General features: G+C 39.1%; 10 protein-coding genes. 3 read left to right on the top strand and 7 right to left on the bottom strand.

Annotation, left to right across the window (positions count from 1 at the left end; genetic code table 11):
* The first annotated feature begins 50 nt into the window (after positions 1-50).
* Complete coding sequence (locus C7H19_RS07030; RefSeq protein ID WP_106456183.1) at positions 51-1637, top strand: cation:proton antiporter; 1587 nt, start codon at positions 51-53, stop codon at positions 1635-1637.
* A 101-nt stretch (positions 1638-1738) separates the two neighbouring features.
* On the opposite strand, the gene C7H19_RS07035 is transcribed toward C7H19_RS07030, so the two are convergent.
* From C7H19_RS07035 to C7H19_RS07045, 3 genes are all read right to left on the bottom strand, one after another.
* Positions 1739-2878 carry a glycosyltransferase family 4 protein gene (locus C7H19_RS07035; protein WP_245927351.1) on the bottom strand — a complete coding sequence of 380 codons (1140 nt, stop codon included), beginning with the start codon at positions 2876-2878 and terminating at the stop codon, positions 1739-1741.
* Between the two features lie 201 nt (positions 2879-3079).
* Positions 3080-3925 carry a DUF1963 domain-containing protein gene (locus C7H19_RS07040; RefSeq protein ID WP_106456185.1) on the bottom strand — a complete coding sequence of 282 codons (846 nt, stop codon included), beginning with the start codon at positions 3923-3925 and terminating at the stop codon, positions 3080-3082.
* A gap of 26 nt (positions 3926-3951) precedes the next feature.
* Positions 3952-5019: a universal stress protein gene (locus tag C7H19_RS07045; protein ID WP_219907608.1), complete on the bottom strand. Its 1068-nt coding sequence runs from the start codon at positions 5017-5019 to the stop codon at positions 3952-3954.
* A gap of 459 nt (positions 5020-5478) precedes the next feature.
* Here C7H19_RS07045 and C7H19_RS25290 point away from each other — a divergent pair, with 459 nt between their 5' ends.
* The gene (locus tag C7H19_RS25290; RefSeq protein WP_146136496.1) at positions 5479-8574 is read left to right on the top strand and encodes a M10 family metallopeptidase; all 3096 of its coding nucleotides are present in this window, start codon (positions 5479-5481) and stop codon (positions 8572-8574) included.
* A 114-nt stretch (positions 8575-8688) separates the two neighbouring features.
* A complete protein-coding gene (locus C7H19_RS07065; RefSeq protein ID WP_106456187.1) occupies positions 8689-9381 on the top strand; it encodes a Uma2 family endonuclease in 693 nt (230 codons plus the stop codon).
* Between the two features lies 1 nt (position 9382).
* Here C7H19_RS07065 and kdpC read toward each other — a convergent pair whose 3' ends face one another.
* The 4 genes from kdpC to C7H19_RS07085 all read right to left on the bottom strand — a co-directional run bounded on the left by kdpC (position 9383) and on the right by C7H19_RS07085 (position 12883).
* Positions 9383-9964, bottom strand: a complete 582-nt coding sequence (gene kdpC, locus C7H19_RS07070) for a K(+)-transporting ATPase subunit C (protein WP_106456188.1) — start codon at positions 9962-9964, stop codon at positions 9383-9385.
* Positions 9965-9970: 6 nt separating this feature from the next.
* Entirely contained in the window at positions 9971-10228 is a 258-nt protein-coding gene (kdpF, locus tag C7H19_RS07075; protein WP_106456189.1) for a K(+)-transporting ATPase subunit F, read from the bottom strand.
* A 64-nt stretch (positions 10229-10292) separates the two neighbouring features.
* The gene (kdpB, locus tag C7H19_RS07080) at positions 10293-12353 is read right to left on the bottom strand and encodes a potassium-transporting ATPase subunit KdpB (RefSeq protein WP_106456190.1); all 2061 of its coding nucleotides are present in this window, start codon (positions 12351-12353) and stop codon (positions 10293-10295) included.
* A gap of 2 nt (positions 12354-12355) precedes the next feature.
* The gene (locus C7H19_RS07085; RefSeq protein ID WP_106456191.1) at positions 12356-12883 is read right to left on the bottom strand and encodes a GNAT family N-acetyltransferase; all 528 of its coding nucleotides are present in this window, start codon (positions 12881-12883) and stop codon (positions 12356-12358) included.

Here is a 12883-nt window from a genome sequence, read left to right on the forward strand (position 1 = left end):
TGCCACAATTTAAGGCACGATTTATATGTATCTATCTAAAGGTATAAAAAATGAGTTTAGAGGCTACGGCTGGTGAAGCGATCGAGAATAATCTAGAGCAATTCTTGATTGTTTTATCAGTGTCTTTAAGTGTTGCTGCAATCTCTAGATCTAAGCTTTTTCCTTGGTTTCGCAGATTTCCCTATACCCTGCTCCTCGTCATTGTTGGACTGGGTTTCGCGTTTATTAATGTTCGTTTAGTTTCTCTTTCACCGCAGTTAATCTTAGAAATCTTCTTACCCCCTTTATTATTTGAAGCCGCTTGGAACTTTTCATGGCGAGAATTTAAAGAATATTCGCTACCCATTGGGCTTTATGCCACTGTTGGTGTAGTTGTTAGTACACTCTTGGTGGGTGTTGCCTTAAATCAATTGACGGCTTTTTCTTTGCCAGTCGCGCTTTTAATTGGTACAGGTCTTTCGGCGACTGATCCCGTTGCTGTGGTTGCTTTATTTAAAGATTTAGGGGCAAATGCACGCTTAAAAGCAGTCACAGAGGGAGAAAGTTTATTAAATGATGGGGTCGCAATTGTTGCTTTTGTTCTGCTACTTGATATCTGTTTAAGAACACAAGCATTTACTCTCAGTGGTACTGTTGCTCGTTTTTTAACTTTTGTCAGTGTTGGTTTAGCGATCGGTCTTGTAGTCGGTTTTGGTGTATCCTATCTGACACAACGTTTTGATCTACCTTTAGTTGAACAATCTTTAACTTTAGTTGCTGCTTATGGATCATATCTTGTGGCTGAACATCTCGGCGGTTCGGGTGTAATTTCCGTTGTTGCGGTGGGTATGATTCTTGGTAATTTTGGTTCACAAGTTGGCATGAGTCCGCGCACCCGTCTTGTGGTCACTGAATTTTGGGAATTTATTGCATTTTTTCTCAATTCGATTATATTTTTACTGATCGGTACTCAGATTCGTTACGATAGTCTTGCTAGTCATTTAGGTATAATTGGTATTGCGATCGGTGCAGCTACCATTGGGCGTTTTATTAGCGTCTTTGGTTTAGCGATCATTAGTAACGCCTTCAGTAAAAGTAAACTAACTATACCTGAACAAACCGCCCTTTGGTGGGGTGGGTTAAGAGGTGCTATTCCTATTGCTCTAGTTTTAAGCATTCCTGAAACCTTGCTAGGACGAGATGTACTAATAGATATCGTTTTTGGTTTCGTTCTCTTTACTTTGTTGGTACAAGGTTTGAGTATGCAATGGCTAATGACAACCCTAAATTTAGTTGGCGATCAACCGTTACGTCAAGAATACACTCAAATGTTAGCCCATCGAATTGCTTTAAAACGCGTCAAAAAATCAATGGATAATTCTGTAGAACAGTTTCCCGATCTCGATCCTGAATTTCGTCGCTATCAAAGCAAGTTAGTTGAAGAAGAATTAGAAAGTCTTGAAGAAAAAATTCAATCTATGCAAAAAGAATATCCACAATTGCGATCGCTAATCGAAGAACAATACAAAAGAACGATGCTGGATGTCGAAGCGGATACTTATGCGGAATTACTTCGCTCAGGTTGGATAAATACAAGTCTGACACCGATTTTAGAAGAAATCGACATCAAATTACAAAGCGAGGAAGTTATATCGTAGAGACGCTTCATGGCGCGTCTTTACATGGCTTTACAAATTAATTGTAGGGGTTTGGTCTCAAACCCTCTTATTAACTGAATTTTGTCTTTAATAGCATGATTTTAAAGATTAATATAACTCAAAATTTTCGCCGCTCTCCCTTCATAAGTATATTGAGAAGAAAACTCGATATTTTCTTTGTAACCTTCTGCTTTTCGAGGATAATTTTTAATTACCCATTGAAGACAATCTGCAAATGAATGAGGGTTATCAGGTTCACACCAACCAGAAATAATCGGCGTATTTCTAAATTCCATTAAAGGAGGAATTTCTGTGATAGCAATAGGTGTACCTGATGCCATATATTGAAAAAACTTTAGTGGATTTGTAAAATTAGCTGATTTACCCGAACAATGGGGATGAGCCAAAACATCAGCAGCTTGCAAGAGGCTATTAACTCTAGAAAACGGCAAAATCCAACCTAAAAAATTAATATTTTTTACTTGTTTATCTTGAGCAATTTTACGATATGAGTTAACTTGTTCTTCGGTTCCACCTGTTACAACAAACTGAATATCGGATAAAATTTTAGCCACATCTATTAATAGATTAACACCCTTAAAGGGATATAATGCACCCGAATATACGACTAAAGATTGTCGACCATTTTTTAAAAGTTCATTACGCCATTTTTGAGCATCTTCTAAATGTCGATTCAAAAAAGATTGACTAAATCCATTATGAAGCCAAACCGATTTTTCTGGGGGCATTCCTGTTTGAATAACACTTTCTCTTATTAACTCGGCTTGTGTAATCGCTAGTTTAAAAAAAGGACTATTAACAATTTCAGGCTCAAAAGGCTTATCTTGAAAATAATGGCACTCATAAATAACAGGGATTTGCGCTTTAATCGCCGCTTTTACACAGTTCCAGTCACGAGTGTGAATAATTTCTGTTACGGGAAAAACATGATAAGGTAAATAATATTTATAAATAGCATGACTAGGATTGAGTATTTTAGTTTGAAATTTTTCTAAAAAAAAAGGAATGGGTAAAGGTGCTGTTTTTAATAACTCATCCGTATTATAAAACTCAATAAACTTTTGACTAGGTGTCTGTAAAGAAAATGGGTATAGCCATTCAAGCGGGTTAACTGATTTGCGTTTAGTATCAGGATAGATGATCGCAGTAGAATAATTTAGATTAGCTACTGAATTAGCACACAATACATCATGGATTTCATGGGCTGAATTAGGTTCCATTGATAGTTGTGAACTATAAACTATATAGTGTTTTTTCATATACTTAAAATAACAACTGATACAATACTCAAAATAAAAACATAATTTTTATTAAGAATCAAGTATCATAGGTAATTAATCCAAGCATGAAATTTAATTTTAATGTTTGTAACTTATGTTTTGGATAAATTGGCGCTCTAAAGAGTTGATTAGTACAATTGGTTAACTACACTGATAAATTCCGACGACTGGATAATCTTCGCGCTGACGGTTAATAAAAATATTCACACTTCCCATATCCCCTAACATTAAATTTGCCGCTTGGGTAACAGAGTTATCCCAACCAATACGATCTTCAATTGGTAACCATCTTAGCCAAGTTGCTGCATCACATTCACAACTAGCAATAGTTAGCAAATATTCCATATCTTCGGGTGCTTCTGGATCTTGTACCCAGTTGGGATATCCTCCCACTTTTGTACCATCTGCTGTACTTAATAAATCTTGGTAAACGTCTGATGGATCATCATATTCTAAGTTAGGGATAGATGCGATCGCTAGTCTGAATTTTTTGGATGTTTCGAGTGCCTCATCTAAATCAGGATAAAAATCAGTAATATCAAATATATGAGGATATTCGATGACTCGCTCAGGATCTAAAATACAGGGTGTTGGATAAAAATAGGGATTTTCTTCGATTTCGATCAATACATCTTCTGGCATTTCTGCGAAAAAATCGGTAATTTCACGACGATTTCGCCAAAAAACTTTACAGATTAACACTCCACTAAAACACCATAATAACTGAAATATATCTTTTCCTTCGGGAAAACCGATCTCAGGGACATCTTCAGCGCGAAGCTGCAATACTGGCACAAAGGGGAAACCGCTTTCTTCATCATAAGGCCAAGGTTCATCTTTTGGCATGAGAAACATACCACCGAGTTTACTTTCATCGACTGCACAGATTCCCGCTCGTGGATGAAGTCTCACCGTTTGTCGTGCCAAAGGAGCATATTCAGGGATTATCGCGGTAATATCGATGGGGGGTGGTGGTGTTTGTCGCATTTGATATCGTTACTAATTGAATCTGTTTATTTTTCAGTGACAACAATATGTAGGTCAACTGCTTTAAGATAACTCATTAGTCGATGTACAGGAGAACCCTTTAACAAAAGTTGCCATCTACTTTTGTGGGTATGTCCTAAAACCACTTGAGTAATACGGTATTGATGAGCAATTTTGGCGATCGCTTGTGTGACATCCGTATCTTCATGACGAATAAATTGCCCTCCTAATTGCTGACAGAGATCTTCACACATTTCCAGATACAAGGCTTCATCTTTGCTTAAAAAACGCTCAGGATGACTGACATATAAGACGTATAAGCCAGCACTTAAGTAATGAGCAATTCTCGCACCTCGCCTCAGTAATTTCACTGAATAAGGATAAGTAGAAACACAGACGAGTACCTGTTCTTTAATACTATATTCGGGTTTCTCTAGCAATCTTGTATCGGCTTCTTGAGTGACATTATCTGCGACTTCTCGTAAAGCTAATTCCCTCAATGCAATTAAATGACGCAACTGAAAGAAATTTTGCAATGATTGATCGATTTTTGTCGGGGCATAAATTTTTCCTTCTTGAAGACGTTCGATCAAAGTTTCTGGAGTAACATCAACAACAACGATTTCATCAGCTTGGTGTAAGATGCGATCGGGTACTCTTTCTCGGACGACAACACCCGTAATTTTTGCAACCAAATCATTAAGACTTTCAATATGTTGAATATTCAGTGTCGAAAAAACATCGATACCAGCGTTTAACACCATTTCGACATCTTCGTAACGTTTTTTGTTGGTTACACTTGGGATATTCGTATGGGCTAATTCATCAATCAGAACTAACTGAGGTTGACGGTTTAAAATCCCTTCTACGTCCATATCTTCTAAAACAGTTCCATTGTAAGCGATCGTTTTTTTGGGAACTTTTTCTAAATCTCTAATCATTTCTATAGTGTCTTGTCGTCCATGAGTTTCAATTAAACCAATAACGACATCGATACCTTCTTCTTTGAGTTCGTGGGATTCTTCTAACATACGATAAGTTTTGCCCACACCTGCTGCCATTCCGATATAAACACGATGTTTACCCCGTCGAATAGAAGCCGAAACGATAGGAAACTTATTTGAGGTGTTGTCAGTCATATATTTTAGATACAATAAAGAATACTAATTCTCAAGAAAACCAATAAATAGAAAATTTTTTATTTTTTTATATTTAATTTTTGTAAAATTTTTGATAATTTTCGCTTTTTTATAGCTATTATTATCATGGTTTCAATAAGATAAACTAAAGGTTTCAAGCCTATGATATGAGCTTTCATAATCATAGTTGAAATAATAAGCCAACAATTTAGCTTAATTATTAAAAAATAATTAAAAAAATTGGTAATGGCTAAAGTTTAAGCTGGAAAAAATTGTGTTGAAAACAAATTCAATAAATGTTAAGAAAATTGTGATAATTCTTGACATTTAAATAATTCATAAAATTTTTTTCCCTAACTAATTTGATTTACCTAACTTTCAACAATACATAAGTGAAAAGGACACAAAATAATCATGGATAGCAAATCAGCCAGCAATATAATTTTAAATGATGCCTTAGCGATGTTAAGTAATGGCATAGAAGACCCAGTATCACTGAGTACAACTGAGCTTAAAAGCAGTGTTGAGGAAAATTCATCTGATTCTAAATCAGCGTTACTCGTAAAAACCACTAGCGTTGAAATTCCTACATCGACTGCCAAACTAAGTGAAAATACGATCTTAAGCAATGGAACAGTAGAGGGAAACCAAGTAGCACTCAGTTTGACGGCACAGGGAAAATTTGACGAAAATCCGCCCAGCCCAAGCTCGTCAGGATCACTGAGATCAGAAAGTTTTGGAGTCCCTGTAGGTACAGCGACGACGACAGCCACCTTCGACAATAATATTGATGGTTTGTTAGCTGGGACTCATTGGGCATCACCCTCAGTTAGCTTTAGTTTTACTGACAACTTTTACAACGACTACGAGGCAGGTTATCCAAGTGCGGGGGTTCATGGGCCTAGCTTTCAAACCTTAAACACCACCCAAAGAAATGTCGCCCGACAATGGTTAACTCAACACTTCTACAATGTTTCCCTGCTCAGTCCTTCTGAACTGACAGGAGCAAGCGATCGAGATGCAACGATTCGTATGGCTATGTCAAACGATCCAGGCACAGCATACGCTTATTATCCTAATGGTAGCTCTGTCGTAGGCGGCGACGTATGGTTTAACAAAATCGATTATAATAGTCCCGTCATTGGCAACTATGCTTATCACACCTTTGGGCATGAATTCGGACACGCTGTAGGATTAAAACACGGTCAAGAGACAGGTGGTGTTCGCAATGTTTCCATGAACTCGGATCGTGATTCGATGGAATTTTCCATCATGACTTATCGCTCCTATGTCGGTCATAATCTTACTGCTTTACCCTATTACACTAACGAAACCTGGGGATTTGCACAGTCGTTGATGATGTACGACATCAGAGCGATCCAGCAGATGTACGGTGCGTGGTTTGGCTACAATTCCACCAATACCAATTACACCTTCTCAACTACTACTGGAGAAATGTTCGTTAATGGTGTAGGACAAGGTACACCGGGGGCTAATCGTGTTTTTCGCACCATCTGGGATGGCAACGGGATCGATACCTATGATTTCTCCAACTATACCACCAATCTATCGATTAATCTGACACCGGGCGGATGGTCTGATCTCAATGTTGGTGGAAATTTCCAACGTGCTATGCTTAATGCGGGTTATGGCGGAATCACTCAATATGCCCGCGCTCATGTGTTTAATGCACTACAGTACAATGGGGATGTGCGATCGCTCATTGAAAATGCTAACGGTGGTTCTGGCAATGACTCCCTTACTGGCAATAGTGCTAATAACGTTCTGTCTGGCAATGGTGGCAACGATAACATTGATGGTGGCGATGGCAATGATACCGTTAATGGTGGCGATGGCAATGATACCGTTACTGGTGGTAATGGCGATGACCTGATTTATCTCGGTGCTGGTGACGATTATGTTAACACCATTGCATTAGGTAATGATACCTTCTATGGCGGTACTGGCAACGATTACATTTACGGCTCTGCTGGTAATGAATTCTACTACGGTGAAGATGGTAATGATACCCTTTTAGGTTATTCGGGTAACGATTATATTGATGGTGGACTAGGGAATGATTTTATCAATGGTGGTGATGGCAACGATTCCGTTACTGGTGGTGATGGCGATGACCTGATTTATCTCGGTGCGGGCGATGACTACGTTAACACCCTTGCATTAGGTAATGATACTTTCTATGGCGGTACGGGCAACGATTTCATTTACGGCTCTTCTGGCAACGAATTCTACTACGGTGAAGATGGTAATGATACCCTAAAAGGTTATTTGGGTAACGATTATCTTGATGGTGGAATTGGGGATGATTCCCTAGAAGGTGGAACGGGGAACGATACCTATGTTGTTGACAGTGCCTTAGATGTCGTAAATGAAACCTCAACCATAGCCACAGAAATCGACACCGTACTATCTTCTATAAGCTATACTCTGGGAGCTAACCTCGAAAATCTGACTTTACTGGGAACCGCCGCAATTAATGGCACAGGAAACACTCTCAACAATGTTATTACGGGTAATAGCGCAAATAACACCATTGATGGTGGCGATGGCAATGATACCGTTAGTAGTGGTGATGGCAATGATACCGTTACTGGTGGTAATGGCGATGACCTGATTTATCTCGGTGCTGGTGACGATTATGTTGACACCGTTGCATTAGGTAATGATACCTTCTATGGTGGTCTAGGCAACGATTACATTTACGGCTCTGCTGGCAACGAATTCTACTACGGTGAAGATGGCAATGACACCCTTAAAGGTTATTATGGCGATGATTATCTTGATGGTGGAATTGGTGATGATTCTCTAGAAGGTGGATTTGGAAACGATACCTATGTTGTTGACAGTGCTTTAGATGTTGTAGGGGAATACTCAACCATAGCCACAGAAATCGACACCGTATTATCTTCTATAAGCTATACGCTGGGTGCCAATTTAGAAAAACTGACCCTAACTGGAACAGCATCGATTAACGGCACTGGAAACGCACTCAACAATAATATCTCAGGGAATACTTGGAATAACAACCTTCAGGGCGGTGCTGGTATTGATACATTATTTGGTAATAACGGACAAGATACCTTATTAGGTGGTAATGGTAATGATATCTTATATGGCGGTCTTGGTAATGATATCTTAGTAGGCGGTCTGGGTAATGATAAATTAACCGGTGGTGCTGGTAATGATTTCTTCCGTTTCTTCTCTCCTGCTGAAGGAATTGATCAGATCAACGATTATGTTGTTATTAATGACACGATTCAAGTTTCTGCGGCAGGTTTTGGCGGAGGATTAGTGGTTGGAACACTTCCTGCGGCTCGATTTGTGATTGGTGCAGGCGCAACTAATGCAGTCCAACGCTTTATTTACAATAACCTGAATGGTTTCTTCTATTTTGACCAAGATGGCTTAGGAGGTGGGGCACAAGTTCAATTAGCCACCCTCAATACTGGGTTAGCGATGACTAATACAGATATTGGTGTCATTGCTTAAACATTCTTAGATTAATAGGTTTTAGGGGTTTGGTTTCCAAACCCTATTTTTGTCTGGATTTGGTTTAAGTTATGTTAATTTAGTAGTACATTTGATTGGTTAAAAGATAAAAGTATGGTTCAACTACAGCCATCTTCAACACCAGAAATTATTTATCCTGACAGTGACGGACAACCAATGGCGGATAATACTAAACAGTTTCGTTGGATTGTTGTCATTAAGGAAAATCTAGAATATTTATTCGCTAATGATCCAGACGTGTTCGTTGCGGGTGATTTGCTTTGGTACCCCATTGAAGGCGATAATAAAACTAGGATTGCTCCAGATGCGATGGTTATATTTGGAAGACCAAAAGGCGATCGCGGTTCCTACAAACAATGGCTAGAAGATAACTTAGCTCCACAAGTTGTGTTTGAAGTTCTTTCACCAGGCAATACTAAAGCCGAGATGAAACGAAAACTATCTTTATACGAGGGTTTTGGTGTAGACGAATACTATGTTTATGATCCTGATCGAAATCTATTAAAAGGATATTTACGGACAGATAGTTTATTTGAAATCATAGATCCGATCGATCAGTGGGTGAGTCCTCGGCTAAATATTCGCTTTGAACTTGCAGAACCAGAGCTAAAAATTTATCATCCTAATGGTAATCTTTTTGTAACTCTTACAGAAATTGCCGAGCAGAAAGAACAAGCCGAAGAACGTGCCGAAATTGCCGAAATACGCGCCGAAGAAGCCGAAGAACGTGCCGCAAGACTCGCAGAACGTTTACGAGCAATGGGCATCGATCCAGATCAAGTTTAATCTAACGTGGCAGTTGATCTAAAGCAATATTAAGTTTTAGAACATTTACCCCAGGTTCACCAAACAGACTCAAGAATTTTTGATCAGTATTTTTCTGAATTAATTCTGTGACTTGTTGGGGTGAAATTCCTCTCGCTTGTGCTACTCGTTCGATTTGGGCTTGAGCAGATTCTATACTAATATGGGGATCTAAACCTGATCCAGAACTATAAACTAAATCGGCTGTTGGTTGAATTCCTTTTTGTTTAAGGGTTGCTGTCGTTTCTTGAATGCGTTTAATAAGATCAGGGTTACTAGGGGCTAAATTACTTGCACCCGAAACACCCGTCTTTTTGTAATCATCACCCTCGGCATAGTTTACCGCACTAGGACGACTGGTAAAATAGCGATCGGATGTAAAATTCTGACCAATAAGTGTAGAACCAATCACTTGATCTTGATCATTTTTAATTAAACTACCATTCGCTTGATACGGAAAAATAGTTTGACCGATAATTAGCATAAAAGCAGGATAAATGAGTGCTGTCAGTAGCCAAAAAACGAAGGTAGCACGAATTCCTGTAACGGTTTCTCTGGTAAACATAGTGGTTTAAAACTTCTCAGGTTGGAAAATGACAAAAAAGAGGTAAATTGATAATGCAACGGTCACAAGCCCTAATAAACCCAAAGCATAAGCCGTTTTTTGGGGGATATCCGACCCTGTAGCCGCATAGATGGCAGGAGCGAAAATCAGGTTAGAAACTAAACCAAAAAAGAGTAATAAAGATAAAGGATGTCGGGTTTTAAGATGATGAAGCAGATCTAACAACAGTTCTAGTTTTTCCGAATTTGGCGAAGATTGTTTCATATTTTTCCTTAACTAACTGATGACTGATGACTGATGACTGTTTACTGATGACTGTTAACTGTAACTACGCCCAACCAATACCAGTAATAATGAAATCAATGATTTTGATGCCGATAAACGGTGCAATAATTCCACCCAAACCGTAGAGCAAGATATTTCGGACTAATAATTGATTAGCTGATAAAGGACGAAATTCAACCCCTTTAAGAGCAAGTGGAATTAAAGCAGGAATAATCAGCGCGTTATATATTAAAGCGGATAGAATAGCCGACTGAGAACTGGTTAACGCCATAATATTGAGTTTTCCAATTCCGACACTAGCAAACATGGCGGGAATAATCGCAAAATATTTCGCAATATCATTCGCTAGAGAGAAAGTGGTTAAAGCACCGCGAGTAATCAATAATTGTTTTCCAATTGTGACTAAATCGATTAATTTCGTCGGATCTGAATCCAAATCGACCATATTTGCCGCTTCTTTGGCCGCTTGTGTTCCAGAGTTCATCGCTACACCAACGTTAGCTTGTGCGAGTGCGGGTGCATCATTGGTACCATCTCCAGTCATAGCGACTAGCTTACCCTGTTGTTGTTCTTGTTGGATGACTGCGATTTTGTCTTCGGGCGTAGCTTCGGCAATAAAATCATCGACACCTGCTTCTTGGGCAATAACTGAGGCTGTAATACGGTTATCTCCCGTTAGCATGACGCTTTTAACTCCCATACGCCGTAGCTGCTCAAAGCGTTCTCGAATACCTGGTTTAATAATATCTTTTAGATAAATGACACCGTAGATATCGTTATTTAAAGCAACTGCTAAAGGTGTGCCACCCAAACGGGATACTTTTCCATATGCTTCGTCTAAGTCTACGGGAACTTGTCCACCACGAGAACGAACAAATCCTTTAATTGCTTCGACTGCACCTTTACGGTATTCTACGCCATTGGGTAAATCGGTTCCACTCATCCGAGTTCTTGCTGAAAAATCGATCCCTTCCGCTTGAGTTTGATCAAAGTCAATATTTGCACCCAAAGTAGACGCAAGTTTAACAATAGATTTTCCTTCGGGTGTGGTATCAAAGACGCTTGCTGCTAAGGCTGCTTTGGCTACGTCTTGGGTAGAATGTCCATTAACGGGGAGAAATTCTTCTGCAAGACGGTTTCCGAGGGTAATGGTTCCTGTTTTATCTAATACAAGTGTATTGATATCGCCACACGCTTCGACGGCACGACCTGATGTAGCCACTACATTAAATTGTGCCACACGATCCATACCTGCAATACCGATCGCACTCAATAAACCGCCGATAGTTGTCGGGATAAGTGCCACCAAGAGAGAAATTAGAGTAACGACACCGACTGGACTTTTAATAAAATTCGCATAAAAGGGCAGTGTAGCAACAACAATTAAGAAAACTTGGGTTAAAACCGCGAGTAATACTGTTAAAGCTATCTCGTTTGGGGTTTTACTTCGTGATGCACCTTCTACAAGGGCAATCATGCGATCAATAAATCCTTTCCCCGGATCTGATGTAACTCGGATAATTAATTCATCAGAGATAATTTTAGTTCCTCCTGTGACGGAACTTGCCATATCTGAACCTGGTTCTTTGAGTACAGGTGCAGACTCTCCCGTAATAGCAGACTCATCTACTGATGCTACTCCAGATATAACTTCACCATCAGCCGGAATTAATTCACCTGCAACGACTTTGACTTTATCTCCTTTGTGGAGTTGTGTAGAATTAATGTTTTCAATCGTACCGTTATCTAATACCCGTTTTGCGATCGTATCTGATTTTGTCGCCCTCAATGAGTCTGCTTGTGCTTTTCCTCTTCCTTCTGCTACTGCTTCGGCAAAGTTAGCAAATAAAACGGTTAAAAATAAAATTAGTGTAACTAAACCGTTAAAAAAGCGTTGGTTTCCCCCAGATACCGTCCCAAATAAAGCGGGATCTAAGGTTAAGAGTGCTGTAATAATCGTACCAACCCAAACTAAAAACATGACAGGATTTTTAATCATGATTTTAGGATTTAGCTTGACAAATGCTTGCTTTAGTGCATTCTGATAAAGTTGGTTTTGACTGGCTCGTTTTTTTTGTTGCCGTTTGGCTAGTCTGTTACTCATTGTTAATCTTCTTGGTTAATATTAGGATGACCAGACGCGCTATAGCTCGTCTCTACTGGTGTTATCTGATGTAATTTTTTTTCCATGCGGTAGTTAATAAACGTTTCACCGCGACGACTGACTTGTTGTTCTTCGAGTACACTAAAACCCATACTTTGAAAAAAGGGTTTAGCGGTAATACTCGCTTCAGTGAACAAACTCTTTAAACCCAGTTCTAAGGCTTTTTTCTCAATAGCTTGATAAATCTTGCGCCCGACTCCACAACGCTGATAATTTTTATGGCAGTAGAAACAATCAATATGTCCGTTTAGTTCTAATTCACCAAAACCGATAATCATTCCATCATAGTCAGCGACATAGACATATCTGCTTAAACAGACTTCTACCCAATTTCTGAAATCAAAGTTATTGGGGGCCCATGCTTGAACCTGACTCAGGGAATAATCACGGATATTAATTTCGTGTACCGTATCATGGAATAACTGGGCGATTTTAGCCGCATCTTGGGGACGAAATAAACGAATCTTCAT

The sequence above is a fragment of the Aphanothece hegewaldii CCALA 016 genome (assembly GCF_003007785.1).
Taxonomy (GTDB): domain Bacteria; phylum Cyanobacteriota; class Cyanobacteriia; order Cyanobacteriales; family Microcystaceae; genus Chroococcus; species Chroococcus hegewaldii.

Excerpts from the sequence above, each read along its gene's own strand:
- kdpC (WP_106456188.1), bottom strand. The coding sequence starts at position 9,964 with ATGTTTACCAGAGAAACCGTTACAGGAATTCGTGCTACCTTCGTTTTT.
- C7H19_RS07035 (WP_245927351.1), bottom strand. The coding sequence starts at position 2,878 with ATGGAACCTAATTCAGCCCATGAAATCCATGATGTATTGTGTGCTAAT.
- kdpF (WP_106456189.1), bottom strand. The coding sequence starts at position 10,228 with ATGAAACAATCTTCGCCAAATTCGGAAAAACTAGAACTGTTGTTAGAT.
- C7H19_RS07085 (WP_106456191.1), bottom strand. The coding sequence starts at position 12,883 with ATGAAGATTCGTTTATTTCGTCCCCAAGATGCGGCTAAAATCGCCCAG.
- C7H19_RS07065 (WP_106456187.1), top strand. The coding sequence starts at position 8,689 with ATGGTTCAACTACAGCCATCTTCAACACCAGAAATTATTTATCCTGAC.
- C7H19_RS07030 (WP_106456183.1), top strand. The coding sequence starts at position 51 with ATGAGTTTAGAGGCTACGGCTGGTGAAGCGATCGAGAATAATCTAGAG.
- kdpB (WP_106456190.1), bottom strand. The coding sequence starts at position 12,353 with ATGAGTAACAGACTAGCCAAACGGCAACAAAAAAAACGAGCCAGTCAA.
- C7H19_RS25290 (WP_146136496.1), top strand. The coding sequence starts at position 5,479 with ATGGATAGCAAATCAGCCAGCAATATAATTTTAAATGATGCCTTAGCG.
- C7H19_RS07040 (WP_106456185.1), bottom strand. The coding sequence starts at position 3,925 with ATGCGACAAACACCACCACCCCCCATCGATATTACCGCGATAATCCCT.